Source organism: Paenarthrobacter aurescens, assembly GCF_041549525.1.
Taxonomy (GTDB): Bacteria; Actinomycetota; Actinomycetes; order Actinomycetales; family Micrococcaceae; genus Arthrobacter; species Arthrobacter aurescens.
Map to the genome: position 1 here is coordinate 1,088,424 of NZ_CP157456.1, position 26,465 is coordinate 1,114,888.

Sequence of the window (26,465 nt, forward strand, 5' to 3'; positions counted from 1 at the left end):
ATTCCGCGGAACGCCGGGATGATGTAAGGATTCACCAACTCGGTGAAAAGCCCCGGAAGCTACCTTCAGGAGTCCCAGCGATGCCGCTGCCCTCGCCGGTTTCACCGGCCGTCATTTCCCGTCTAACGACAATCGCAAACAGCACCCCAGCCAAGGGCCACCCGGAGCTGGAATGTGGCGTCGGAACATGGGACAAACTGCTCTACGGAAATCACCGGTTCGTCATTGACGTCCAGGCGGACGAAGCAAGAGGCTGGCCCGCGGGAACAACCCAAGCCCACAGGGTAGTCCTTCCCTGGCGCCGGCAGGACACGGAGCCGGCAACCGTGGATGTCATCGTAGTCTCCCGGAGCACCGGAACCAGGGTTCGGAACGTGATCGTTGAAGAGGCCACGAGGGCGTCCGGATCCCTTGTCTTCGAGGCCATCGACGGCCCCGGCACCTACTTCGTCTACTACCTGACGTACGCCATGTTGGGGAAACCCCACTATCCGCAAGCGCAGTACCTCCCGCATCGTCCTGCCGCAGACCCGGCCTGGGCCGCCGTCGTGGTGCGTTCTGCCTGGGCAAGCGGGGCGCAGGCCGAGCTGCCCACCGCAAGAGTCCTCCGTTATGAGGCCGCAAGTGAACGCGACTCCTTCGCTCCAATGAACTTCACTGCCCGCGCGGAGGAGCTGGAACACTTTCGTTCGCTCCACGCAGGCGAGGCGTTCCTGGTGTTCCCCGAGGACCGGCTGAACCCTGTCTCGATGCATTCGGAGCTGCCGGCGCACTGGGTGATCGACGGGCCCTCGAACAGCTTCCACGGGACTGCACTGGCCGGCGAGGACTATGTGGTCCAGCTGGGGCTTTACGCGCAGAAGGAGCTCGAGGGTGTCTCAGTCGATGTGGTCTCCCCTGCCGGTCGCCATTGCGTCAATACTGATGGCGTGGATCGCCTGGGCAAGCCGTGGCGCAGAGCACTGAACGTCCCGGCCGGCACGGTGCGGGCTTTGTTCGTGGTCCTTCCCATTCCCGCGGAAGCTGCCGGAACCGCACACTCTGCGACCATCACGATCTGTGCAGCGGGGGAGTCGCCGCGGAAGATCGAGGTCACCCTGGAGGTGGCGACGGAAACAGATCCGGCAATCCTTGCCGGCGGTTTCGGAGATCCACGATTCCTTCGGCGCCTTGCATGGCTGGATTCTGACGTAGCCCAGGACGCGGAGCTGGTGAAGCCCTACACCGCCGTCTCACTGGATGAATCGAGCGCTACGTTGGGGATCCTGGGCAGGTCACTGCGGCTCGCGGAGTCGGGGCTTCCGGCGCAGGTGACGTCCACCTTCACCGCCGCTGTAACCGCCACTGATGGCCCCGCCGTCGAGCTTCTGGACGTCCCGGTGCGCCTGGACATTGACGGCATCCACTGGCATTACTCGTCGATTGTGTTCACAGTTCAAGGCCCGGCACGCGTCCAGTGGCGTTGTCAGTGGACGGGCACGAAGGACGGGAAAGCGGCGCTGGCCCTGGACCTGGAAGGTGTCCTCGACGCCGATGGAGCAGTGAGCTACCGGCTTCGGCTGAGTCCGGAGCAAAACCTGGACGTGCCCGACGTCGGCCTTCACCTTGGGTTCCGTAAGGCTGCGGTCCCGTTCGCCATGGGTTTGGGGGTTCCGGGTGGGCGGCGGCCGGAAACCGTCGACTGGACCTGGGACGTTGCCACCAAGAACCAGGATGCACTCTGGCTGGGTGGGGTGAACGCCGGGATGCAGCTGTCCTTGCGGGATGAGCGGTACGAGAGGCCACTGAATACAAACTTTTACCGGGAGAAGCCGCTGGTGGAACCGGAATCGTGGGCCAACCGTCAGGAGGACGGCGGCCAGCCCACAGTCCGGGGCGGTGTTGCGCTGCGGACAACGGAGAATAGGGTGACGCTGCATGCCTTCAGCGGTGCCCGTTCCCTCACCGCGGGCCAGCCGCTCGACTTTAATGTCCGTCTCCTGCTGACGCCTTTCAAAGCGATCGAACCCGGCAAGCACCTGTCCAAGCGCTACTTCCATGAGCCGGCCGACCCGGAAAGCATCGCCGCCGCGGGAGCCACCGTGGTCAACGTCCATCACGCAACAGCTCCTGCGCCGTACATCAACGACCCCCTTCTCACGGAAGACTCGTTGAGGGAGTATGTGGCAGGGTGCCATCGAAGCGGACTCAAAGCCAAGATCTACAACACTGTCCGGGAGCTTACTTTTCACAGTCCGGAGCTGCTGCCGCTACTGCAACTGGACCACGAGATTTTCAGTGACGGTCCCGGGGCGGGCCACATATGGTTGCAGGAACATGCCGGGAGCGGCTACGTGTCCGCATGGTTTGCCCCGAACGTCGAGGACATCGCAGTGGTGACCACAGGCGAGTCGCGGTGGGAGAACTTCTACGTCCGGAGCCTCCAGGAGCTGGCCAGAGGTGAGGACGGGATCGATGGCATCTATCTGGATGACATCGCCTATGACCGGCATGCCATGGTGCGGGTCCGCAAGGTCCTTGAGCGGGCTTGCGCGGCTCGCGGAGTGGACGGCCCTGAGATCGACCTTCACTCGGCAAACCAGTTCACTGCCCACGACGGGTACGCGTCATCGGCCAATTTGTACATGGAGCAATTGCCCTATGTGGACAGGCTGTGGTTGGGGGAGTACTTCGACTACGACACCACCGATCCCGACTATTGGTTGGTGGAGTTGTCCGGCATCCCCTTCGGACTGATGGGCGAAATGCTGGAAGGGGGAGGCAACCCATGGCGCGGCATGGTGTTCGGCATGACCGGCAGGGCGCCCGCCGTGGACAACCGCCCGCTCTGGGAATGCTGGGCAGAAACCGGCTTGGAGCACGCGCCGATGCAGGGGTTCTGGGACCCGCAGGCGCCCGTGTGGACCAGCCACCCGGAGGTCCTGGCAACCACGTGGCTCACAGAGTACGGACTGGTTGTAGCGCTGGCGTCATGGGCCGAGCACACTGAGGAAGTGACGCTGATATTCGACGACGCTGCCGTCACCGGCACCCCCAAGGACGCCTCAATAACTGCCCCCGCTATCCGTGGCTTCCAATCAGCTGCGGGCTACGCGCCGGGCGAGGCAATACCCATCGAGCCGCAGCGCGGCCTCCTTCTTGTGATCGGAAACTGACGTGGCAGACACAGCAACCTCCAACCTCACCGTCACCACCATCTCCTTGACCATGGCGGAGCTCGGCTCCTTGAACCCGCTGCCGGTAGTCGCGGCCGAGCTCGACCAGCCCTACACGGTGGGCGAAGGTGTCCCGGAGGAACTCCAGGCATCGGCCCGGTACGGGGTGGTTCCCAATGTGTACCCGTATCTGATGCAGGACGGCTACAGCCGCGAGGCGGCACCCCGGGAATTTCCCGCCGTCGTGCTGGAAAACAACAAACTCAGGGTGACGGTCATCCCGTCGTTGGGTGGGCGACTCTGGGAACTGTTCGACAAAGCGACCGGCAAGCAACTGCTCCACACCCACGATGCCCCGCAACTGGCCAACATTGCCCTGCGCAAGGCGTGGTTCGCGGGCGGGCTGGAGTGGAACATCGGGACCCGCGGGCACTCACCCACCAGCTGCGACCCGCTGCACACGGCAATCGTGCACACGCCGGACGGCAAGCACATCCTGCGTATGTGGGAATTCGAGCGGCTGCGCGAGGTGGTGTTCCAAGTAGACGTGTGGCTTCCTGAGGACTCGCCCGTGGTGTTCGCGGCTGTGCGGATCCGCAACCCGAATGACCACGACGTCCCCATGTACTGGTGGAGCAACGCGGCCATCCCCGAGACTGAGCGGACGCGGGTGATCGCCCCGGCAGAGGAGGCCTTTGGCAGCGACTACACAACGGACATCACCCGTGTCCGGCCCACCAGCCACGAAGGCTATGACGGCACCTGGCCGGTCAACAGCCCGCACGCGGCCGACTTCTTCTTTGACATCGACCCCTCCGAACGGCGCTGGGTTGTGGCAGCGGACGACGACGGCGACGGGCTGGCGATGCTGTCCACGGGACTCCTGCGGGGAAAGAAACTCTTCGTGTGGGGCCAGGGCCAGGGCGGTAAACGTTGGCAGGAATGGCTGAGTCCCGGAGCTGGCCCGTACGCCGAGATCCAGGCAGGCCTCGCCCAAACACAGTTTGAACACCTGGTGATGCCTGCTGGCGCAGAATGGGCGTGGGTTGAGGCCTACGGCAACGGGCACCTGGACCCGGACGCCTCGCACGGGACCGACTGGGATGCTGCTGTAGCCCACGCCGGTGAGCGCCTGGAACAGCTCCTGCCGCACGATGAACTCGAGTCCATGCTGTCCGCAGCCATCACCGATGCCGACGTCCCGCCGTCGAAAATGTTGGTGGACGGCAGCGGCTGGGGCGTTCTTGAGCGTGCCCGGCGGCAGAAAAACGGGAAGGCCTGGGTGGACGAGAGCGGAACCCCGTTTGTGGACGAGAGCGTCACCGCGGAACAGGAACCATGGCTCGCGCTGCTGCAGGGAAAAGCGTTCGACGGCGCGTCCAGCTTCGTAGCGGGGGTGGACTGGGAGGACGTGCTGGCGGGGCAGGAAAGCCCGGAGGCGCACTTCCATCTGGCCACCATGAAGCACGCCCGGCAGGACCTGGAGGGCGCGAAGTCCGGATATCGGCACGTGGTGGCCGATCCGGAAGCCACGCCTGGCATCAAGGCTTTGGCACATCGCGGGCTGGGCCTTGCCTTGCTCGCGGCCGGGCGCGATGCCGATGGCCTCGCGGAACTCCGGAACGGAGTGGAGGCTGACCCGGCCAACGCAGCCTTGCTCATGGAGGCCATCACACTCAGCATCCGGCACGGGGACCCGGCCATGGCGCTGGAACTGAACGGCGCGGCACCCAAGGCGGGGACCGGCGTCGGACGCTTGACGTTCCTTAAGGCGTTGGCGCTCGCAAGGACCGGGAACCCCGCTGCAGCGGCGGCGATCCTGCGCGAGGGCGTGGAAATTCCGGACCTCCGCGAAGGGGAGGACGCGATATCAGCGCTGTGGCAGGAAGTGTGCCCGGATGAGCCGGTTCCCTTCGGTTACCAGTTCGGGATGCACTGAGTTCGGGTGCACTGAGTTGGGGTGCACTAAGTTGGGGGGGTGCACTGGCAGTTGCCCCGGTGTGGCCTCCCGCACATCCAAGCCTAAGTCTGAAAGCGTGTTCTGAAACGAACAGCTGCAACGAACGGAGCACGGAATGACCCCCGAAATACCGGGATTGCCGGCCTTGGAATGGACCTCCTCCGAAGGCCATGTCAGCCATGACCCAGCGGAAGGCACGTTGACGCTGACTGCAGCCCCTGGAGTGGATTGGACCAACGATTCCCTGGGCGGGGAGCCTCAGCACCGCGCCACGGCGTTGGGCTTCCGGGCACCTGCCGCCTTCTCGCTCTCAGCCCGGGTGTTGGTGGCCTCGCCACGGACAACGTTCGACGCCGGTGTGTTGACTCTCTGGGCGGACAGCGAGCACTGGGCCAAGCTCTGTTTCGAATATTCTCCGCAGGGGGAAGCCATGGTGGTCAGCGTGGTGACCAACAACTATTCCGACGATTCCAACGGGCCGGTGGTCACGGCACCGTGGGTCTATTTGCGGGTGAGCCGGGTAGGGCCGGCGTGGGCTTTCCACTGGTCACCGGACGGCCGGGACTGGTCCTTTGTGCGGCTGTTCAGGTTGGATACGGAGAAGCCCGTGCACGTCGGATTCATGTCACAAGCCCCAATGGGTGAGAGCTGCGAAGCCCGTTTTGATGCGATCAACCTGAAGGACGAACCTCCGGCCGATCTCCGCAACGGGAGTTAGCGCGGGCCAAGCACTGCCCAGCGGGGGTGCATCGCAAGCCTGTGGATATCCAGATGCTTGGATAAGCCAAACAAGGTAAGTTGGCATGGTGATTCCCTCCGTAAAAACAGCCATTGACCGCGCCCCCGGAGTCTCCAAGGAGATCGAGGATGCGGCCTGGTATGTGCTGGGTCCGGCGCTCCAAGGCAGACCTTCGGCGTTGGACGGCAGGACGCTGACGTGGACCGCGGAAGCGGCGGGAGAGCTCCTGGAAAGGCTCGAACGTGGGGTGGAGGACTCCAAGGCCCCCATGATGACCAACCTGCGGCAGAACCTCGACGGCGCATCCCGGGAAGCGAAGCTGCTGGCCGTGGAACTGTTGTTCCTCCAATCACTTCCGCTGGCCCATGAGGTCAAATCGCTTCGGGTTAAGCGCGCCCGCGTCGCAGAAGCAGCGTCATGGGTTGAGCCGCCGATCGAGCTGCCTGAAGAGCTGTATGAGGGCATGACGGACCACGGCGTTATCCGCGACCGCACGGCCGAGTTCAACTGGACCATTTGGGACCACCTGAAATGGCTGTGCCGCTTTGTGGCCCACGTGGACAGCCAAAGCACCGCAACCATCAATGAAGCGCTCGCGGATCCGTTGAAGTTCCATGAACTGGCCGCCGCTACGCCCGAGGACCAGCCCGCCCTTCGCCGCAGCATCGAGTACTTGGTGTGGCCGAGCTACTTTGAGCCTGTTGTGGCGGACGTTGAACGCCAGGAAATCCGGGATGCCTTCGCCTCACTGGTAGGAGGAGCCGGGGGCGACACGGACGAGGACATCACCGCGGACATCCACCGCATCCGTCTGCATCTGGACGAGCAGGCCGGACAGCGCATCGACTGGTACGCCCGCCAACTGGTCAGCCAGTGGCGCAAGGTGGGAGATCCGGGGCGCCGTTCCTGGCTCCTTCGTACCCATCATGACAACGCTGATCTCCTGGCGGCCTGGGTTGCCGAAGAGAAAGCAACCCTGGATGTGGAACATCTGCGCACCCTCACGGCAGGGGTCACGGCAGGGGTGGTCCAGCATGCCGTGGATGAGGATTACAAGCATCTGGGCTACGTGGAACGCGAAGATACCAAGACTGCTGTTTTCGCTTTCCTGACAGTCATGAAACCGGGCGATCTTACGCTGTACCAGCACGCTGGCCGGGTCCGCGTTGGTGTGGTCCTGGGCGAACCCGAACATCACGAGGACAACCGGCGGATCCGCCGTAAGGTCCGTTGGTTCGATGACAGTTATGCCATCCCAGAACTGCCGCGCCACGCCCAGAGGCAGCTGTCCACTCCGGGCATCATTGTGGATGTCACCCGGGTAATCCAGGCGCTGCAGGAACTGCTCCCGGTGGAAGCCGAAACCGATGGCGAGGACGAGGCCCCGCCCACCACGGTGGTCGAGGTTGTCCAGCAGGGTTTCCGGCCCCTCACCGAAGAGTTCGCGGCATCACTCCACATGGACCTTGAACCCCTCAAGGAGATCGCTGAACTGCTCGAGGAAAACCGCCAACTTGTTCTTTACGGCCCGCCGGGAACCGGCAAAACGTATTTGGCCAAGCACCTGGCCGCTGAACTGGCCGGAGACCACACAGACGAACGCGTGAAGCTGGTGCAGTTCCACCCCTCGTACGCCTATGAGGATTTCTTTGAGGGCTACCGGCCGGACAAAACCGACGACGGCCAGGTGTCCTTCAAGCTCGTCGCCGGACCGTTGCGCCGCCTGGCAGAGGAAGCTGCGAAGCCGGAGAACGCGCACAAACCGTATTTCCTGATCATCGATGAAATGAACCGCGCCAATCTGGCCAAGGTGTTCGGGGAGCTGTATTTCCTCCTGGAGTACCGTGATGACCGCATTTACCTCCAGTACAGCCCCAATGAGCCCTTCAGCTTGCCGGACAACCTTTACATCATTGGCACCATGAACACAGCGGACCGCTCCATCGCCATGATGGACGCCGCCATCCGCCGCCGGTTCGCCTTCATCGAGTTGCACCCCAAGGAGGAGCCCATCCGGGGCACGCTGCGCCGTTTCCTCGAAGCCCGTGGCCTGGACACGCTCAATGCGGACCTGCTGGATGCGCTCAATGACTCCATTGATGACTGGGACCGGGACCTGATGATCGGGCCGTCGTACTTCATGAAGAATGCAGCCCAGAACCCCACGGGACTGCGCCGTATTTGGAAGTACGAGCTCATGCCGTTGTTGGAGGAGCACTATCACGGGCAGTTGAACCGGGCGCAGCTGGAGGAACGCTTCGGTCTGGAACAGCTGTTGGGACGTCTTGCAGCCCGCTAACGCCATCCCGCCCAGGCCCCGCCGGGCCCCGGCCAGTGCAGGGAAGACGCCCGCCAGCACAGGCGTGCCGGCCAGTGCGGGCGTTCCAGCCAGTGCAGGGAAGACGCCCGCCACGCGGCAGAGCTCCGGCCCCCGCCACATTGTCATGGATGAGCTCTCCCGTGGCGTGGTGGAGAAACTTGACCCCGGTTCGGCTGCGTTCATCAACACCAGTGGCCTGGCCAAGGCATCTCCCATGGGCATGGGGCTGTACCGGATTGAACCCGTGGGCAAAGTGGGCTCGGTGCGGACGGCCACGGTGCAGTTGGAAGTCCGGCCCAAGGACCGCCTGGGGCTTAGCCGGCTCCTCTTCCTGCTCAGCTACGCCGGCGAGCAAGGGTTCCGTGAGCACTCAGTGGAGGCCGTGGAGCATCCGGATTTGTGGAGCGCACTGGCGGAATCCCTGGCCCAGTTGGCGGATAAAGCCCTGAGTCGCGGGGTTTTGCAGGGCTACCTCACAGTGGAAGAGTCCCTGCGGACGGTCAAGGGCCGTATCCGGATTTCGGACCAGATTTCCCGGCGCCCGGGAATGATGGTGCCGCTGGAGGTCTCGTACGACGAATTTACTGAGGACATTGCGGAGAACCGTATCCTCCGCGCGGCCTTGGAGCGGATGGGCAAAGTTCCGGGTGTTCGGGCTGATGTCCTGAGCCGTTTGCGTCAGCTCAAGGGAAAGCTCGACGCCGTTACCCGCCTTCAGTCCGGAGCGCCCCTGCCGCCGTGGCGGGCCAGCAGGATGAACCTCAGGTATCACCCTGTGCTCCGTTTGGCCGAAGTGATCCTCCGGAACGCTTCCGCCGAGGCCGGGGAGGGCAAGCAACAAACCGCGTCCTTTGTTGTGGACATGGGGCAGGTGTTCGAGGAATTTGTGGGCTCCGCCCTGCGCAGTGCCATGAGTGCCCATCCGGGGGAGATGCGTCTCCAGTACGGCGCGCTCCTGAACGAGGCAGTCCGGGATTCGGATCGCATCACCGTTCGACCGGACGCCGTTCATTTCCTGGGCGGGCGGCCCGTGGTGGTTTACGACTCCAAGTATCAGGCAGCGTCCGACGCCGGTGCGTCCCTGAGCGCAGACCATTACCAGCTGCTGGCCTACTGCACGGCGCTGAGGGTTCCAACAGCCTGGCTTGTCTATGCCGGTTCGGGGGAAATGAAGCTGCGCCGGATTCTCAACACGGACATTGACGTTGTGGAGTACCCGCTGGATCTGTCCTTGCCGCCGTCGGAAATTTTGGCGGCAGTGGGTGACCTTGCCGAGCAATCGTGGGGCGAAGTAGTACGCCAGGCTGTGGCGGGTCGTCCGGCGTCGGACTAGCCTGATAACTACATCTTCACCGAAGGAGACATCATGGCCCGCAAGAAATCCTGGCGCGACATGACCAAAGGTCAGCGCATCATGCTGATGGTCAGTGGAGCGGTCAACATGGCTTTATTGGGCGCTGCGCAGCGAAGCATCGGCAAGACCCCGGATGATCACATCAGGGGCAAAAAGGCGATCTGGCGGGCTGTTTCCTTCATCAATTTCTTCGGACCGATCAGCTACTTCCTGTTTGGTCGCCGTCGGGATGCAGCGACGGGCTCGGGGATCGGATCAGGGTCCGCCAAACGCTAAAGCTTATGCGGGCATTTTCACGGTGAACGTGGTGCCCCGGCCCGGTTCGCTTTCCAGCGTGATGGTTCCGCCGTGGGCTTCCACAATGGCTTTGCTGATGGGCAGCCCAAGGCCGACGCCGGGGATGGCGCTTTTGCGCACGCCGCCGGCCCGGAAGAACTTGGTGAAAGCCTCGGCCTGTTCTTCCTCGTTCATTCCCATGCCGGTATCGCTCACCCGGCAGAAGATGAAGTCCTCTTCCTCCCAGGCAGCAACTTCCACATCCCCGCCGTCCGGGGAGTATTTGATGGCGTTGGAGACGAGGTTGTCCAGTACCTGCGCTATCCGGGAAGAGTCCACGCGCGCTTCCAGGGCGTCGGGAAGATCCACGGAGAGCCGGATACCGGCCTTGGCTGCGCGTGGCTCTGCGGAGTTGACGCTGCCCCGCACCAACTCGGCCACGTCAGCTGTATGCGGTTGAATGACGATCTGGCCTGAGCGAACGGCCAGCAGGTCCGAGACCAGCGTCAGGAGCCTCTCGGCGTTGCGCCTGACGATGTCCAGCTGCTGACGAGCCCGGGGATCGAGGGCATCGGGCTCGTCAAGGATCAGCTCCACGTAGCCAAGGATGGATGTGAGCGGAGTGCGGAATTCGTGGGAGACGTTTGCCACGAAGTCGTCCTTTGCGGCAAGCGCGTTCACCAGATCCGTAACATCACTGAAGACCACCACGGAGCCGGCAAACTTCCCGGCGTCATCCACCATGGGCCGGGCGCTCGCGGTGAAGGCGCGTTGATCGCTTCCGGACCCCAACCACACCAGTTGGTCTGTGAACCTTTCGCCCAGGACTGCCCGGCGCACCGGGCGGCGGTCGGCAACCAACGGCGTGGTCCTGTCGACGTCGAAGATCAGCAGCTGTGATTCGTTGGGATCGTCATTGTCCGCCGGGGTTGCCAGGACATGTGTTTGGCGTTGGCGGCGGTTCATGAGGATGTCATGGCCATCGCCGTCAACGGCCACCACGCCCAGGGGAAGGGCTTCCATGACGGTGTTGAGGAGCCGTTCCTGCTTGGTGCTCACGCTCAGGGCTTCCTTGAGTGCCTCGTCCTTCTGCTCCAGGGCACGCTGCTGCCGCACCATGCTGAGGGTCAGTACGCTGACCGAAACTCCGATGCCCAGGATGAGGATAGGGAAGAGGAGGGGCCTGGTGAGGTCCTGTTCGCTAAGTGTTCCCCTGATGAACAGGGGCACCCAGACGATTCCCAAGGGGCCGAGGAAGGACATGGCGATGGCGAGTTTCGGGTACAACCCGGAAGCGCAGAGCCAGATGACCGGCAGCACCACCAGCACGCTGAGGCCGGTAATGGATTCCATCGCACCTTCTCGGGCGAAACCGATGGTGACCATGTCCAGGACGGGGATGATGAGGAATGTGGCGAAGGGCAGCCGGTGCCACGGCACAATGATGCACAGAGCCAGAAGGAGTGCTTGGCCCAGCAGGAAAATGAGGAACAAAGGATTTTCCAGCGTGGAGGGAAAATACAGCCAGACGAGGATGGCTGAAATACAAACGCACACGGACAACGGCAGTTGGCTGAGGACAACGCGCATACGCAGGGTATGTTCGTGGAAAGAGCGCTTGAAAACCAACAGTTTCTTCTTTTCGCCAATATCCCAGGTTGAAGGGTTGGTCATGGCGCATCCACCAGAGATGCGGAAGAAAGTCGGTTCATGAGATCAGCCTAACCATAATGGATATACTTCTGAGGTTATCGAAGGGGCTGAGGGGCAGCGATGAGTGAAGCACGTGTGGGGCTGGTCATTGAAGATGATCAGGATATCCGCGAATTGGTACGCGTAGTTCTATCCCAGGCGGGATTTGATGTTCATGTCGCGTCCACGGGATCCGCAGGTGTGACATCGGCCCGTGAGCTTAATCCGGACGTTATTACGTTGGATCTGGGTCTTCCGGACATTGATGGCTTTGAGGTAGCCCGCCAGATCCGGAAATCCTCGGATGCCTACATCATCATGTTGACTGCCCGCGCCGAAGAGCTGGATACCCTGATGGGTTTGGAAGCCGGCGGCGATGATTACCTCACCAAGCCGTTCCGTCCCCGGGAATTGCGTGCCCGTGTTGAGGCGATGATGCGTCGGCCGCGGGCGTCGTCGGAATCCAAGAGCGTTGCCGCCGAAGAGGTGGACCCGGAGGTGAGCCACAATGGGCTGGCCGTTTCTGCGGGGTCCCGCACCGCTGTGCTGAACGGCACCGAGCTCAAACTCACCCGGACCGAGTTTGACCTCCTGCTCGCCCTGTTGGAGACCGGACGGATTGTGCGGACCAAGGCTGACCTCGCGCGTCGCCTCCGCAATGAACCGTACGACGTCGGCAGTTACGTCAGCGACGCCGATGAGCGCGCCGTCGAGGTTCACATGGGGAATCTGCGCAAGAAGCTGGGCGACAGCATCCAAGCGCCGCGCTGGCTTGAGACCGTGCGCGGCGTGGGCTACCGGTTGGCGCCGGCAAACAACAACTGACCTACTGAACCGAGGTTTCCAGCTCCTGGATTGTGCCGGACATGAAATGGTCGATCTCTTGGACCTGCGCGGCCAGCTCGTGTAAATGGTCTCCGTTGGGCAGTAGCCGAATGCTGATCTCCAGCTCCGTTGCCAAGCGGTTCATGCACTTGGCGCCCACCATGTGGCTCGAGGTTTTCAGGCTCAGGACCGCGTCCATGGCGTCTTCGATGTCCAGCTTTTCCAGTGCACGGTGAAGCCTGTGCACCCGCCACGGCAGGAGCTCCACATAGTTTCGCACGAAGGTGGCGATGATCACGTGGTCGCCACCCAGTTCGGCTTGGAGTCCGGTGAGGACGGTGCGATCCACCAGGGCGTCGGTGCACTCGTCGTACTCAGACACCAGACTCCTCCCGCCTCCAAACAATAGATCCACGATTCAACAGTAGGACCCGTGGAAGTTCCGCAGCGCCAAATATTCAAAGATTGATCCAATCTTGAGCGGACTCAGAGGCACTCTTGATCTCAACCCCACAAAGTATTGAGAAGCAGATCTGGGCGGTTCCAGGCTGAACCAGGGAACGGGGAACAACATGGACAACGGTGCTCGCCCGTCACCGGGCCTCATGCTCCTCATTGTGGTCTGCATGACCGTCCTGCTGGGCATCGGCGGATCGGCTGCCTTCGCTCTGTGGCAGCAAAGCTCCCAGTCCACCGTTACGGATCGTTCGCTCAACTCCGCGCCAACAACCACTACCGCGCCGTAATCACGCTTCCAGGAAAGCCGTGAGCCGGTCCTCCAGCAGCGGGGTGTCTTTCAGCTGGCACTCCCACACAGTGAGCACCTGCCAACCTGCGGCCTGCAACTGTTCCCGCTGCAGCGCATCACGCTCGCGGGTTCGTGTTCGCTTGGCTTCCCAGAACTCCGCATTCGCCGCAGGGGCATGCTGGCCAACTTTGCAGTCATGGAAGTGCCAGAAACAACCATTGACGAAAATAACCTTCCGCCGGCCCGCGAACACCAGATCCGGCCGTCCCGGCAGCTTCGCGGCTCCGGACTGTCCGTGCAGCCGGTAGCGGTAGCCTTTGGCGTGCAGGAGACTGCGGACCAGTAGCTCAGGTTTGGTGTTCTTCCCGCGGATTTTTGACATATTGCGGCTGCGCTGCTCCCGCGTCAGTCGGTCCCGGCTCTCGCCCATACCTTCACCCTACCCAGGGAGTTTTTGTACAGATACCGCCCTTATGAGGCTGGTTTAGGGGCGGTATCTGTACAAAAACCCGTTAAGCCGTGGCGGGAACACTCCGCGGTCCATCCCAAGGGCGTGACCTGGACTTTCATGCGACGGCGGCACTGCGGGCAAAAGCGCGGCGGCTCCATCGCCAGCTGCTGTTGGCAGCGGTGGTGAGCGTCCGACGTCGGACCGTCACCACTTCCGGCACCGTCACCAAGGGCACTCCCGCCGCAGTGGCCGCAATACAGCTGCGGCGCCTCAGCGATCACAGCGACTTCTGGAATTCCTTGATGGGCATGTTCAGCTCCACCAGGAGGTTGAGGTCTGCGTTGGCCGGCCGGCCCAAGGTGGTGAGGTAGTTGCCAACAATGACGGCGTTGATGCCGCCAAGGAGTCCGTCGCGGGTGCCGAGATCGCCCAAGGTCAGTTCACGTCCGCCAGCGTAGCGGAGCACGGTGCGCGGCATCGCCAGCCGGAAGGCGGCGATGGCGCGGAGGGCGTCCTTGCCGTCCATGATGCCCTGATTTTCCAACGGCGTTCCGGGCCGGGGGTTGAGGAAGTTCAGCGGGACTTCGTGTGGTTCAAGCGCGGCGAGCTGGGCTGCGAGCTCGGCCCGTTGCGCCAGCGATTCGCCCATGCCGATCAGCGCACCGCAACACAATTCCATTCCGGCGGCTTTGACCATGGCACAGGTTTCCAGCCGTTCCTCGTAGCTGTGGGTGGTCACTACCTCGGGGAAGTAGCTGCGGGCTGTTTCCAGGTTGTGGTTGTAGCGGTGGACACCCCACCCGGCCAGTTGGTCCACTTGCCGTTGGGTGAGCATGCCCAGTGAGCAGGCAATATTGATGTCCACTTCCTCGTTGATGCGGTCAATGGCGAACTTGATCTGGTTCATGAGTTTGATGTCAGGGCCACGGACGGCGGCCACGATACAGAACTCCGTGGCACCGGTGGCCGCGGTTTCCTCGGCGGCTTTGACCAGCTCGGGGATGTCCAGCCACACGCCGCGAACGGGGGAGTCGAACAGGCCGGACTGGCTGCAGAAGTGGCAATCCTCCGGGCATCCGCCGGTTTTTATGGAGATGATGCCTTCCACTTCCACATCCTCACCGCAGTGCTTCAGGCGCACTTCATGGGCGAGTTGCAGGGCTGCGGGGATGGCGTCGTCCGGGAGCTCGAGGACCTCCTTCAGTTGCGCTTCGTTAAGGCCTTGGCCGCGTTCGAGCACCTGCTCTCTGGCGATGTTCAGGATGGCGTGGGGAGTTGTTTCCCCTGGTTTTTGGGCTGCTTGGACCGTCATGTCCTAGACGGTATCCGCGCAGGTGAAGCGCCATTTTGTGGGGTGCGTACAAACCGGGATGCCGGATTTTGGCTGTGGATGCGCGGGGCGGCTGATGCAGATGTTACAGCTGTGAAACATGGATGTGACTGAATTGACGCGCTGCGTGACTAGCGTCGGGGGCAAAGCACCCTCCCCGGACGAAAGCGAATCCCCGAATGAGTGACGAGAAGAGAAGTACAGCAACGCTGGAGCCGACGACGGCGCCAGGCGCCGGCGTCGTAAGCGCCACCACCAGCACCCCGCAGCAAGGCAACGCCGACGCGATGAGTGCTGCGAAGGAGAGCCTGGAGGATTACACGCTCCGGTTCGCCCCCCGCTCCTACCGCAAGTGGAGCGCCGGAGTAGTGGCCACCAGTGCTTTGGGCGGGATCGCCTACTTGGCCGACTTCTCGATCGGGGCCAACATTGGCATCGCCTACGGAACCGTGAATGCGATTTTCGGCATCATCGTTGCCGCAGTGATCATCTTCGCCACCGGCTTCCCCTTGGCGTATTACGCAGCTCGCTACAACATCGATTTGGACCTGATCACGCGTGGCTCGGGCTTTGGCTACTACGGCTCAGTGGTCACCAACATCATCTTCGCCACCTTCACGTTCATCTTTTTCGCCCTTGAGGGGTCCATCATGGCCCAAGGCCTGCAGTTGGGCCTGGGTATTCCGCAATGGATCGGCTATGCCGTGTCCACCATCATCATCATTCCGCTGGTGATTTACGGAATGAAGACGCTCGCTACTTTGCAGGTGTGGACCACACCCCTGTGGCTGCTGCTCATGGTGGTTCCGGTGGGTTACCTGCTCCTGTCCCACCCGGAGAGCATTGACGCCTTCTTCGCTTTCACCGGCGCGTCCGGCGAAGGCGGGCCAAACCTGGCCTCGGTGATGCTTGCCGCGGGTGTCTGCCTGTCCCTGATGGCGCAGATCGCCGAGCAAATCGACTACCTCCGCTTCATGCCGCCCAAGACCGCCGAGAACAAGGGTGCCTGGTGGCGCGCAGTGATCCTCGCCGGACCGGGCTGGGTCATCTTCGGGGCCATCAAGCAGATCATTGGTTTGTTCATCGCCATCTACCTCATCGCCAAGCTCGACCCCGCGGCGGCGGCTTCCGCGAATGAGCCTGTCCACCAGTTCCTTGGCGTCTACGAAGAAATGATGCCGGCCTGGCTCGCCATGACCCTGGCTGTGGTGCTGGTGGTTATTTCGCAGATCAAGATCAACGTCACCAACGCCTACTCCGGCTCTTTGGCCTGGACCAACTCCTTCACCCGCATCACCAAAACCTACCCGGGCCGCATGGTGTTCGTGGTGGTCAACCTGGTTATCGCGCTGGTTCTCATGGAGTCCAACATGTTCGAGTTCCTGAACACCATCCTGGGTTTCTACGCCAACTGCGCCATGGCCTGGGTTGTCACCGTGGCCTCGGACATCGCCATCAACAAGTACTTGCTGAAGATCTCGCCCAAGGTTCCGGAGTTCCGCCGCGGGATGCTCTACGCCGTGAACCCGGTGGGCTTCGTGTCCATGCTCGTCTCCGCGGGGGTCTCCATCGCGGTGTTCTTCGGCGCGTTCGGTGCAGCCGTCCAGCCGTTCTCACCCATCTTTGCCGTGGGCCTGGCCTTGGTCCTGCCGCCTGTGCTGGCGCTGGCCACCAAGGGCCGGTATTACCTGCGCCGCACCGATGACGGTATTGACCTGCCCATGTTCGACGCCGACGGCAACCCCAGCGACGCCAAGCTGCTCTGCCACGTCACGGGTATTGAGTTCGAGCGTCCGGACATGCTCCGCTCGGCCCAGGACGGGCCCGACGGCGAACCCCAGTACATCTCGTCCCTCGCCTTGTCCACGGATAAGTCGGGCGAGCTGGTGCTCCCGGCGCAAAAGTAGCCCAACACTTACCTGCTGGGGTTCACGCGAACGCCCCGGTTTCCTTTGGGGGGAACCGGGGCGTCGTGCTGTGTGTTTTTAGTTTTATGTTGCCGGGCCTACTTGTCGAAGGCGTCCTTGGCGGTGTCCTTGACGTTCTCGCCGGCCTGCTTGGTCTTGGCGGCTGCTTGGTCAGCTACGCCTTCGGCCTGCAGTTTCTCATTGTTCGTGGCGTCACCCAAGGCTTCCTTTGCCTTGCCGGTGACTTCCTGCGCCTTGTTGCTGATCTTGTCTCCGAGTCCCATGGGCCCTCCTGCGATGTAGTCCAACACTGACAATCGCTAGGCTAACGAGCAATTCTGGGTACTTCCTGAACGTGTCCCCATGAATGGTAAGCATGCTTAGACTTGTGGCATGGCTGAGGAAACCCGCAACGAAAACACGGAGCAAACCGACCTCGACGAGGACATTGCCATGGCACTGGTGAACCACGTTATTGACACCCCGGAGGACTCCGAGGGCGAAGCGGATCCGCGGACCAAGTACCCCTCGGAGGAGTTCGAGCCCCAATCCCAGGACTATCCCGGCTGGACCGAAGCCATGAACCCGCGGCCCGATCACGGCGAGCAAAGCTATGTGGGACACCACCGAATGATGGGCATGCGTGCCCTGATCACAGGCGGTGACAGCGGGATAGGCAGAGCAGTAGCCATTGCGTACGCCCGCGAAGGCGCAGATGTAGCCTTCACCTACCTGCCCGAAGAAGAGCAGGACGCCGAGCAAACAGTCCAGCTGATTGAAGACGCCGGGTGCAGGGCCTTGGCCTTGCCGGGGGACCTGCAGGATGAAGAGTTCTGCCAGGAAGTCATCGCCCAAACGGTTGCCGAGTTCGACGGCCTCAACGTGCTGGTCAACAACGCGGGCTTCCAGATGGCCACGGGCCAAGGCATCGAGGACCTCAGCAGTGAGCAATTCGACCGGACATTCAAAACCAATGTGTACGCACTCTTCTGGCTGACCAAGGCGGCGCTGCCACACCTGCAGCCCGGCGCCGCCATCATCAACACTTCATCCATCCAGGGCTACCACCCAAGTCCCTCGCTGATGGACTATGCAGCCACCAAGGCAGCGATCAACAGCATGACGTTCTCCTTGGCCGAGTCACTGGGTCCCCGTGGAATCAGGGTCAATGCAGTAGCGCCGGGTCCAGTGTGGACACCCCTGCAACCGCCCACGCAGCCTGCAGAAAAGATTCAGAAGTTCGGCCAGGATACCCCGCTTGGCAGGGCGGGGCAGCCAGCCGAACTCGCCGCCACCTACGTACTTCTGGCCACAGAGGAAGGCAGCTACATTTCAGGCTCCGTGATTGGCGTGACCGGCGGAAGGCATCTGGCCTAGTTCACTCAGCCGTGACCTGGTTCAGTCAGCCGTGATCCTGCACTCAGCCGTGATCAGGGTTTGAGCACCACCTTGATGCAGCCGTCCTGCTTTTTCTGGAATTTCTCGTAGAGCGCGGGTGCGTCCTCCAGCCCTCCCGTGTGGGTGACCAGATGCATGACTCCCAGCGGATCGGCGTCGTCCTCTACCAAGGGGAGCAGGTCCTCAGTCCAACTGCGCACATTGCACTGTCCCATGCGGAGCTGAATTTGCTTGTCGAACATGGTCATGAGCGGCATCGGATCGGCCTGGCCACCGTAAACGCCGCTCAGAGAGACAGTCCCTCCGCGGCGGACAAGGTCCACGGCGGTGTGAAGCGCAGCAAGCCTGTCAACGCTCATGGTCTCCATGGCTACCTGAGCAGGCTTGTCCGGGAGCAGGGAGACGGCCTTGTGGAGGAAGGAAGCAACCGGAGACCCGTGTGCCTCCATGCCAACGGCGTCCACCACGGAATCGGGGCCGCGGCCGAGAGTGTCCTCGCGAATCTGTGCGGCGACGGTTGAGCTGTAGTCCATGGTCTCTATGCCGTGAGCCTCCGCCATGGCGCGGCGTTCGGGTACGGGATCCACGCCAATCACCCGGAATGCCTTGTGGACGCCAATCCTTGCTGCGAATTGGCCAACGGGACCAAGTCCGAGCACGGCCAGTGTTCCACCCTGGGGCACATTGGCGTACTCCACTGCCTGCCATGCCGTGGGCAGGATGTCCGAGAGGAACAAATAGCGCTCGTCCGGGGCGTCCGAGTCGATTTTGACGGGACCGTAATCAGCGAACGGAACACGCAGATACTGTGCCTGCCCTCCCGGGACGGAGCCGTAAAGCTCGGAATAGCCAAAGAGGGCCGCTCCTGAGCCCTTTTCTGTTACCTGCGTGGTTTCGCACTGCGACTGAAGGCCCTGATTGCACATATAGCAATGGCCGCAGGAGATGTTGAACGGCACCACCACGCGGTCGCCCTTCTTGAGCCGGTGAACTCCGGAGCCCACTTCTTCCACGATTCCCATGGGCTCGTGGCCAATCACATCACCTTTATGCATGTAGGGGCCAAGCACCTCGTAAAGGTGGAGGTCCGAGCCGCAAATAGCTGTGGAGGTGATGCGGACAATCGCATCCGTCGGTTCCTGGATGGAGGGATCGGGGACGTCTTCGACGCTGACTGATCGCCGGCCTTGCCATGTCACTGCTTTCACGATTGGTACTCCCTGCGTTGCGGCTGGGTGGGTCCCTCGCTTCTGGAGACCTTTCCAGCGAAGCAGAGATGGCACGGACGCACAAGGCCGTTCAGCCTCGACACGTCCGTGGGGCGGGCCTACATTGAGCTATGAGTGAAGAACCGAATCACACTGAAGAGACGCCGTCCAAAGCTTCCGCGCCGGAGGTTCCTGCCGCCGTCGAGCATGACGACGGCGGTGCGGGCACGGGCGACTTCACCACCGAAGTGGACCCCACCTTTATCCCGGATGAAAGCGGGGAGACGCCGGACGGGAAACGGGCGAGGGAGCATCCCGAAGCCACGGGAAGCTGAAAGTAATAAGTATCCTGATTATTAGTGTTAAGATTATTCGAAGGAAGGTGGCCTCCGGGCCACCATCGTTTGGAAATATCCCAAGCAGGGTACATGCCTTATTACCCGAACACAGCGGGGCACCAGCGGCGCCCACACAAGCCGCTCACCAGGGAGGTAGCACACATGGATACAGGAACACTGGTACTGATCATCGTGCTGGCAGTGGTGGTCATCGCGGTCGTGATCGTGGCCGTTGTCATCGGGCGCCGCAAGAAGGCTGAAGTAAATCGCCACCGCGCAGAGGAACTGCGTGAGAAGGCGGCCGAAGAAGCCATCGGGGCACACCAGGCAAAAGCTGAGTCAGCGCAGGCCGAAGCCGCCGCGCTGCAAGCAGAAGTCGAAGCGAACCGGCTCCGCAGGGAAGCCGAACAGCACGCACACAAGGCCGGCGAGGCGCATGAGCGCGTGGAGGAACATCTGCGCCACGCGGACAAGCTGGATCCCAACGCCAACCCGGAGCGGACGCGGAACGCTGACCGGACGACGGATGCTGACCGGACGCCGGACGCGGGCCGGATGAGTGATGCCGATCGCGATCGGTCCAACCTGGCTGAGGGGGAGCGGCTCACGCGCGACCGGAGTGCACGTGACGGCTCAGTCCGTGATGGGTCCGGCCGTGACGGTGATAGGAACCTATAGTTTCAGCGGAGAAACGGAGGTAGGGAAGTGAGTATCGTGGTGAGGCGAACAGGTCAGGCGATGCGCTCCACGGGATCAAAGCCGAACCGGCATGCAGTGGATGTGGTTCTTGGGCACTTGGGCGAGATTGGCCCAGCCGTAGCAGCCCTCCGCCGGGAATCCTCAAGGCTTGCTGAATGGGGCGAAGAGTTGGCCCGCGTCAGGCTCAGGGGCGGCAGCGTGTTCGCCGCCGGCAGCGATGGATCATCCCACGAAGCGCAGAGGTTCACATCGGAACTGAACGCACATGACCCCGTGGATGGGTCCGGATTCAAAGCCATCTCCATCACCAAAGGCGCATCCGGAGCGGATGGCTCCACCGGAAGCATGGGGGCTCAAATATCCAACCAGGTTCGCCGGGGTGACATTGTGGTCCTGCTCGCGGCCAAGGGTATTACCGAGGAACTCCGTGACGCTGCTGCCGCCGCAAAGTCCAAAGGCGCGCGTGTTTGGGCGCTCACGGGCAAGGAATCCAAAGAGCTCGCCCAATCGGTCAACGAGGCCATCTGCATCGACACTGATCCTCCTCATGCTGAAGAGGCCCACCTTGTGGCCGTGTTGGCTCTCTGTGAGTGCTTCGAAGATGCCCTGAAGCACGTCCAGCCCGAGTAGCCGTCCACGCCGCCTGTTCAAGGGCGAAGTGGCGGAGCCCGCCGCGGAACTCCTGTGATGTCCGCCTCTTTCGGAATAGTTGCAGACGCCATGCAGTTGCCCATGGTGAACGTGATTCATTCTGAAAGGAACCGCGCATGCTGTTTTCCCCTCTGGCCCTCGGCGAGCTTGAACTGACCAACCGACTGGTGATGGCACCCTTGACGCGTCTTCGCGCAGGTCAGAACGGTGTGCCGGGCCCGCTGATTGCCGAGCATTACCGGCAAAGGTCCTCCCTTGGGCTGATTGTCAGCGAGGGAACGTACCCAACACCTGCAGGCAAGTCCTACCCCGGGCAGCCTGGGCTTGTCACCGAGGAGCAAATCGCGGGCTGGAAGCAGGTCACTGATGCTGTTCACGCTGAGGACGGCCGCATCTTCGCCCAGATCATGCACGGCGGCCGTGTCTCGCACGCGGACATCACCGGAGGGCACGAGATCGTGGGCCCCAGCGCAGTTGCGATCGAGGGCGAGGTTCGCACACCCAACGGCAAGCAGCCCTACCCGGTGCCGCGTGAACTCCGCACTGATGAACTTCCGGCAGTGATCCAGGAGATTGTTACCGCTTCCAAAAACGCCATTGAGGCAGGTTTCGACGGCGTGGAACTTCACTCCGCCAACGGTTACCTGCTGCACGAGTTCCTTGCACCCAACTCAAACGTGCGCACGGACAGCTACGGCGGCTCCCCGGAGAACCGGGCTCGATTCGTGATCGAAGCCGTCAATGCAGTAGTTGAGGCACTCGGCGCCAACCGGGTTGGCATCCGTATTTCCCCCGAACACAATGTCCAGGGAATTGCCGAGACCGACGCCGCTGACGTCCGCGCAAGTTATGAGGTGCTGGTGGAAACCATCGCTCCGCTGAACCTGGCCTACTTGAGCATCCTCCACCATGACCCCAAGAGCGCCCTGGTGCAGGACCTCCGTGTGCGTTTCAACGGCACGTTCCTGGTGAATACCGGCTTCAGCGAAATCACCACCCGTGACGAAGCTTTCGCGATCATCGAAGACGGACTGGCTGACGCCGTGGTGGTTGGCCGCCCCGCCATCGCCAACCCCGATCTCGCCCGCCGCTGGCGCGAGAGCTTGCCGCTCAACGAGCCGGACGCGTCCACCTTCTATGCCGACGGCGCCGAGGGATACACCGACTACCCGTTCTACGCCAACTAAGCACAGCCCACCGTTTTTCGTACAGATAACGCCCTGAAGAGGCGTCTTTGAGGGCCTTAGCTGTACAAAAACTTTCGACGTCGGCACTCACTTGAGTGCCGACGTCGTGCGTTCCTATAGGATTTGTGGCATGGCTGATCCTTCCCCGTCCGCTGCCCGCGCTGGCTTCCCCGTCAGCCGCCAAGTGCTGGCCGACCACGTCTACGAGGCGCTCCTTGAGTGGCTCATGGATGGTCGTCTGGAACCCGGGGCCGCTGTGAGCATCGACGGGATGGCGCGGGACCTTGATGTTTCGCCCACTCCGGTACGCGAAGCATTGGCGCGTTTGGAGCACACGGGAATGGTGCGGCGCGTGGCGCTGAAGGGGTACCGGGTTGCTCCGGTCTTTACCCGGGAAGACTTCGCCCAGCTCATGGAAGCCCGGCTCTCCATTGAGCCAGTCAACGCCCGGCTTGCTTGTTCACGGATGACCCCCGATGGTTTGGACGCCTTGAAGCAAGCCGTGGAAGACCTGAAGACTGCTCCCAGGGGTGGAACGTTTGCTGAATACCGCAGTTACCTTGAAGCAGATGAGCGCTTCCACCAACTTATAGCCGCCCAGGCCAATAATCAGTTCCTGCTCGCGGCCTACAACACCCTGGGCGGGCAGATCCAGCGATTCCGATTGTTCGGGGGAGTGGGCATCACCGACGCCGAGCAAGCAATCGCTGAGCACCAGGCCGTGCTGGACGCCATGACCAGCGGGGAGCCTGAGAAAGCCGCCGCCATGATGGTGGCTCACGTGGAGAACGTCCGCGGCCGGGCCATGGCCGACGCGCCGGAGGACTAGGCCGCGCGCCTGGACAAAGCTGCACCGCCACAAATATGACCCCCTTCACACCAATATGTATGACATATAGGATCTAGGAAGTTTCCCAAAAGGGTTGACAGCATGAGCCGATTCGTAAATCCTATAGGAAACAGGATTCCACGAAGGAGTGATCATCATGGCGTACACCGCCGAGAATTGGCCCATTACCGCGGCCCTCCTGCAGTTCCCGGGCACCGATGCCGCGGGTCACCACGTCAACGACGCCGATGCTTCCGTTTGGGCCTCTGTCCTCCAGGAAGTGATGGATGCAGGTTTCGCAAACGCAGACCTCACCGACAGCTGGGTCCGCCCGGGTGACCTCAGCAAAGAGCGCCTGGTCGAGTTCAAGCAGACGGCTGACGAAGTGGGCATTGGCGTTCCGGTCATCTCAGCAATTCGCCGCAGCGTCATCCACGCCACGGACTGGGCCGACAACCTGGCTTACAGCCACCGCACCATTGACGCCGCGGCCGAGCTTGGCTGTGAAGTAGTCTCCTTCGGGCTGCACCAGGCAATCACCCCGGAGCAGCAGAAACAGCTGTGGTTCTGGACCGTGGAGGGCTACAAGGATCCCGTGGGGGATAAGGAAGCATGGGGCAACGCGGTCTCGAGGATCCGTGAACTGGGAAAGCACGCAGCTGAAGCCGGCATCCTGATCTCCTTGGAAATGTACGAGGACACCTACCTCGGCACAGCTGATTCCTCGGTGCAACTGGTCCAGGACATCGGCCTGGACAACGTTGGCTTGAACCCGGACCTCGGAAATCTGATCCGGCTGCACCGGCCCATTGAGGACTGGCGCGAGATGGTGGCAAAGACCCTCCCGTACTCCAACTACTGGCACATGAAGAACTACATCCGGGACGAAGACGTGGCCCGCGATAGCTACATCACCATGCCGGCCCCAATGGAGAGCGGGCTCATCAACTACCGTGAGGCCTTCAAGTTCGCCTTGTCGGTAGGCTTCCAGGGCATCCTTTGCACCGAGCACTACGGCGGGGACGGCCTCAGCGTCACGGCGAGCAACCAGGACTACCTCCGCCGGCACGTCCTGCCGAAGACTGACGGCTACCAACTCGGCACGAGCCAGGTAGCCCAGGTACGCCAGGTACCGGCAACCCAGCTCGCAGGAGTCTAGGAAAATGACACAGATTTTCGACAACCCGGCAGACTTTGCCGACGACGCGTTGGACGGTTTCGTCGCCGCCAACCGCGGCTACGTTGCCCGCGTTGACGGTGGAGTGGTCCGCTCCACCGAAGTCCCTGCCGGACAAGTTGCCCTGGTGGTGGGCGGCGGCTCAGGACACTACCCGGCCTTCGCAGGGCTTGTTGGCCCAGGCCTGGCAACCGGCTCCGCCTGCGGCAACATGTTCGCTTCCCCGGCGGCGGGCCAGGTGTACCGCGTAGCGAAGGCAGCCAACGCCGGCGGGGGAGTCCTGCTCAGCTACGGCAACTACGCCGGCGACGTCCTCCACTTCGGCCAAGCACAGCTGCGGCTCAACGCCGAGGGCATCGAAACCCGCACGGTTACCGTCACAGATGACATCGCCAGTGCGCCGATCGAGCAACTCGAGAAGCGTCGGGGCATCGCGGGCGACCTGACAGTTTTCAAGATTGCCGGAGCCGCCGCAGAGGCGGGACTGAACCTTGACGACGTCGAGCGCCTGGCCATCAAGACCAACTACCGGACGCGCTCGCTGGGTGTGGCCTTTGACGGTTGCACGCTCCCTGGCGCCAAAGATCCGCTGTTCCATGTTCCGGCCGGGCAGATGTCGCTCGGGCTCGGGATCCACGGGGAGCCGGGCATCTCCGAGCACCCCATGCCCACCGCCTCCGAGCTTGCGGAGCTGTTGGTCACCAAGCTGCTCAACGACAAGCCGGAGGACGCCGGCAACCGCGCGGTGGTGATCGTCAACGGCCTTGGCACGGTGAAGTACGACGAACTGTTCCTGCTGTTCGGAAAGATCGAGAAGCTGCTCACCGCTGCCGGGATCACCGTTGTTGAGCCCGAATGCGGCGAGCTGGTGACCAGCCTGGACATGTCCGGACTTTCGCTGACGCTGCTGTGGCTGGATGACGAGCTCGAGCAGTATTGGGCTGCGCCGGCTGACACTCCGGCGTTCCGCAAGGGCAGTATGTCGCCCCGCGCGCCCCGCACCGAGGAAGCCGCGGACGACGCCGATACAGCCGACGTCCAAGAGCCCACCGCTGCAGCGGCTGAACTCGGGCGGCAGGCCGTGGCCATCCTCGCCCAGGTGCGTGACGTCGTCGTCGAGCATGAAGAGGAGCTCGGCAAGTTGGACGCGATCGCCGGCGACGGTGACCACGGCATCGGCATGCGGCGCGGTGTGGATGCTGCCGCTGCGGCAGGCGAAGCAGCTGCCGGTTCTTCTGTTGCACACATCCTGACTCAGGCCGGGGAAGCCTGGAGTGAGCGGGCCGGTGGAACGTCAGGAGCGCTGTGGGGATCCGCGGTGATCGCGGCCGGGTTGTCGCTGGGCAACCGCGACGCGTATACCTCGGACGATGCCGCGGAAGCTGTGAAGGCTTTTGTCCGCGCCATCACCGAACTCGGCAAAGCCGATCCCGGGGACAAAACCATGGTGGACGCGCTCCTGCCGTTCCGGGACACGTTCCTCACAGAGCTCGACGGCGGTGCTCCCGTTGACCGGGCCTTGGCAGTTGCCGCTGCGGCAGCAGAGTCCGCTGCCGCGAAGACAGCTGAACTCCGGCCGCTCAAGGGCCGGGCACGTCCCCTCGCGGAAAAGAGTATCGGCCACCCTGATCCCGGCGCCGTGTCCTTTGGCTTGATCGCCGCCAGGATTTCGCACTTTATTGATTCACAACTGGCCTCCGCTTCTTCAGCGGCACCGGCCGGAAACGGAGCCCGAGCATGAGCAACAACCCAGGCTGGCGCATTGTCGTCGGCAATGATGAAGCCGGAGTGGAGTACAAGAACGCGTTGAAAGAGTTGCTGCAGGCAGACCCCCGAGTGGCCTCAGTGACCGACGTCGGCGTTGGCTTCAACGATTCCACCGCCTACCCGCATGTTGCCGTGGACGCGGCCCGCAAAGTCGCTGAAGGTGAAGCAGACCGGGCCCTGTTGATCTGCGGCACTGGACTCGGAGTGGCCATCGCGGCCAACAAGGTCCCCGGAATCCGCGCCGTCACAGCCCACGACAGCTACTCCGTTGAACGGTCCGTCCTCAGCAACAACGCCCAGGTACTCACGCTGGGCCAGCGGGTGATTGGCTTGGAACTGGCCAAAAAGCTCGTAGGGGAGTGGCTCGACCACCGCTTCGATCAAAGCTCATCTTCCGCCGCCAAGGTGGACGCCATCTGCTCCTACGAGCCCGACTACACGAAGGCAGTCTGAT

General features: G+C 62.4%; 24 protein-coding genes. 18 read left to right on the plus strand and 6 right to left on the minus strand.

What is annotated here, in order from left to right; all coding sequences use genetic code 11:
• The first annotated feature begins 80 nt into the window (after nt 1–80).
• The 6 genes from ABI796_RS05185 (at nt 81) to ABI796_RS05210 (ending at nt 9,804) form a co-directional block, all read left to right on the plus strand.
• The gene (locus ABI796_RS05185) at nt 81–3,155 is read left to right on the plus strand and encodes a glycoside hydrolase domain-containing protein (RefSeq protein WP_141285362.1); all 3,075 of its coding nucleotides are present in this window, start codon (nt 81–83) and stop codon (nt 3,153–3,155) included.
• Between the two features lies 1 nt (nt 3,156).
• Nucleotides 3,157–5,094 (plus strand): DUF5107 domain-containing protein, encoded by a 1,938-nt coding sequence (locus tag ABI796_RS05190; RefSeq protein ID WP_246095864.1) that lies wholly within the window; start codon nt 3,157–3,159, stop codon nt 5,092–5,094.
• Between the two features lie 136 nt (nt 5,095–5,230).
• Nucleotides 5,231–5,833, plus strand: a complete 603-nt coding sequence (locus ABI796_RS05195; protein ID WP_141285364.1) for a DUF1349 domain-containing protein — start codon at nt 5,231–5,233, stop codon at nt 5,831–5,833.
• 85 nt (nt 5,834–5,918) lie between these two features.
• Entirely contained in the window at nt 5,919–8,153 is a 2,235-nt protein-coding gene (locus ABI796_RS05200; RefSeq protein WP_141285366.1) for an McrB family protein, read from the plus strand.
• Nucleotides 8,154–8,298: 145 nt separating this feature from the next.
• The gene (locus tag ABI796_RS05205; RefSeq protein WP_141285463.1) at nt 8,299–9,507 is read left to right on the plus strand and encodes a 5-methylcytosine restriction system specificity protein McrC; all 1,209 of its coding nucleotides are present in this window, start codon (nt 8,299–8,301) and stop codon (nt 9,505–9,507) included.
• 33 nt (nt 9,508–9,540) lie between these two features.
• On the plus strand, nt 9,541–9,804 hold the full coding sequence (locus tag ABI796_RS05210) for a PLD nuclease N-terminal domain-containing protein (RefSeq protein ID WP_141285368.1): 264 nt from the start codon (nt 9,541–9,543) through the stop codon (nt 9,802–9,804).
• Between the two features lie 3 nt (nt 9,805–9,807).
• On the opposite strand, the gene ABI796_RS05215 is transcribed toward ABI796_RS05210, so the two are convergent.
• A complete protein-coding gene (locus ABI796_RS05215; protein ID WP_141285370.1) occupies nt 9,808–11,478 on the minus strand; it encodes a cell wall metabolism sensor histidine kinase WalK in 1,671 nt (556 codons plus the stop codon).
• Between the two features lie 99 nt (nt 11,479–11,577).
• On the opposite strand from ABI796_RS05215, the gene ABI796_RS05220 reads away from it, so the two are divergent.
• Complete coding sequence (locus tag ABI796_RS05220) at nt 11,578–12,321, plus strand: response regulator transcription factor (RefSeq protein ID WP_141285372.1); 744 nt, start codon at nt 11,578–11,580, stop codon at nt 12,319–12,321.
• 1 nt (nt 12,322) lies between these two features.
• Here the strand turns inward: ABI796_RS05220 and ABI796_RS05225 are convergent, their stop codons facing one another.
• Complete coding sequence (locus ABI796_RS05225; RefSeq protein WP_141285374.1) at nt 12,323–12,703, minus strand: Hpt domain-containing protein; 381 nt, start codon at nt 12,701–12,703, stop codon at nt 12,323–12,325.
• A gap of 190 nt (nt 12,704–12,893) precedes the next feature.
• Between ABI796_RS05225 and ABI796_RS05230 the strand changes: the two genes are divergently transcribed.
• Nucleotides 12,894–13,067, plus strand: a complete 174-nt coding sequence (locus ABI796_RS05230; RefSeq protein ID WP_170224969.1) for a hypothetical protein — start codon at nt 12,894–12,896, stop codon at nt 13,065–13,067.
• On the opposite strand, the gene ABI796_RS05235 is transcribed toward ABI796_RS05230, so the two are convergent.
• Nucleotides 13,068–13,499: a very short patch repair endonuclease gene (locus tag ABI796_RS05235; RefSeq protein WP_141285376.1), complete on the minus strand. Its 432-nt coding sequence runs from the start codon at nt 13,497–13,499 to the stop codon at nt 13,068–13,070. It lies immediately after the preceding gene.
• A gap of 298 nt (nt 13,500–13,797) precedes the next feature.
• Nucleotides 13,798–14,832: a biotin synthase BioB gene (gene bioB, locus ABI796_RS05240; protein WP_141285380.1), complete on the minus strand. Its 1,035-nt coding sequence runs from the start codon at nt 14,830–14,832 to the stop codon at nt 13,798–13,800.
• 197 nt (nt 14,833–15,029) lie between these two features.
• Between bioB and ABI796_RS05245 the strand changes: the two genes are divergently transcribed.
• A complete protein-coding gene (locus ABI796_RS05245) occupies nt 15,030–16,757 on the plus strand; it encodes a cytosine permease (RefSeq protein WP_141285382.1) in 1,728 nt (575 codons plus the stop codon).
• Between the two features lie 98 nt (nt 16,758–16,855).
• On the opposite strand, the gene ABI796_RS05250 is transcribed toward ABI796_RS05245, so the two are convergent.
• Nucleotides 16,856–17,041 (minus strand): CsbD family protein, encoded by a 186-nt coding sequence (locus ABI796_RS05250; protein WP_026005342.1) that lies wholly within the window; start codon nt 17,039–17,041, stop codon nt 16,856–16,858.
• A 109-nt stretch (nt 17,042–17,150) separates the two neighbouring features.
• Between ABI796_RS05250 and ABI796_RS05255 the strand changes: the two genes are divergently transcribed.
• A complete protein-coding gene (locus ABI796_RS05255) occupies nt 17,151–18,134 on the plus strand; it encodes an SDR family oxidoreductase (RefSeq protein WP_281283989.1) in 984 nt (327 codons plus the stop codon).
• A 53-nt stretch (nt 18,135–18,187) separates the two neighbouring features.
• On the opposite strand, the gene ABI796_RS05260 is transcribed toward ABI796_RS05255, so the two are convergent.
• The gene (locus ABI796_RS05260; RefSeq protein ID WP_141285384.1) at nt 18,188–19,363 is read right to left on the minus strand and encodes a zinc-dependent alcohol dehydrogenase; all 1,176 of its coding nucleotides are present in this window, start codon (nt 19,361–19,363) and stop codon (nt 18,188–18,190) included.
• Nucleotides 19,364–19,494: 131 nt separating this feature from the next.
• Between ABI796_RS05260 and ABI796_RS05265 the strand changes: the two genes are divergently transcribed.
• From ABI796_RS05265 to ABI796_RS05300, 8 genes are all read left to right on the plus strand, one after another.
• A complete protein-coding gene (locus ABI796_RS05265) occupies nt 19,495–19,698 on the plus strand; it encodes a hypothetical protein (protein WP_141285386.1) in 204 nt (67 codons plus the stop codon).
• A 165-nt stretch (nt 19,699–19,863) separates the two neighbouring features.
• A complete protein-coding gene (locus ABI796_RS05270; protein WP_141285388.1) occupies nt 19,864–20,379 on the plus strand; it encodes a hypothetical protein in 516 nt (171 codons plus the stop codon).
• A gap of 27 nt (nt 20,380–20,406) precedes the next feature.
• On the plus strand, nt 20,407–21,030 hold the full coding sequence (locus tag ABI796_RS05275; RefSeq protein ID WP_246095866.1) for an SIS domain-containing protein: 624 nt from the start codon (nt 20,407–20,409) through the stop codon (nt 21,028–21,030).
• Nucleotides 21,031–21,167: 137 nt separating this feature from the next.
• Complete coding sequence (locus ABI796_RS05280; RefSeq protein WP_141285390.1) at nt 21,168–22,238, plus strand: alkene reductase; 1,071 nt, start codon at nt 21,168–21,170, stop codon at nt 22,236–22,238.
• A gap of 130 nt (nt 22,239–22,368) precedes the next feature.
• A complete protein-coding gene (locus ABI796_RS05285) occupies nt 22,369–23,067 on the plus strand; it encodes a GntR family transcriptional regulator (RefSeq protein WP_141285392.1) in 699 nt (232 codons plus the stop codon).
• A 157-nt stretch (nt 23,068–23,224) separates the two neighbouring features.
• Nucleotides 23,225–24,226 carry a sugar phosphate isomerase/epimerase gene (locus tag ABI796_RS05290; protein WP_141285395.1) on the plus strand — a complete coding sequence of 334 codons (1,002 nt, stop codon included), beginning with the start codon at nt 23,225–23,227 and terminating at the stop codon, nt 24,224–24,226.
• A gap of 4 nt (nt 24,227–24,230) precedes the next feature.
• Entirely contained in the window at nt 24,231–25,985 is a 1,755-nt protein-coding gene (gene dhaL / locus ABI796_RS05295; protein ID WP_141285397.1) for a dihydroxyacetone kinase subunit DhaL, read from the plus strand.
• Nucleotides 25,982–26,464, plus strand: a complete 483-nt coding sequence (locus ABI796_RS05300) for a ribose-5-phosphate isomerase (protein WP_141285399.1) — start codon at nt 25,982–25,984, stop codon at nt 26,462–26,464. Before dhaL ends, ABI796_RS05300 begins: the two co-directional genes overlap by 4 nt.
• Nucleotide 26,465 lies beyond the last annotated feature (1 nt).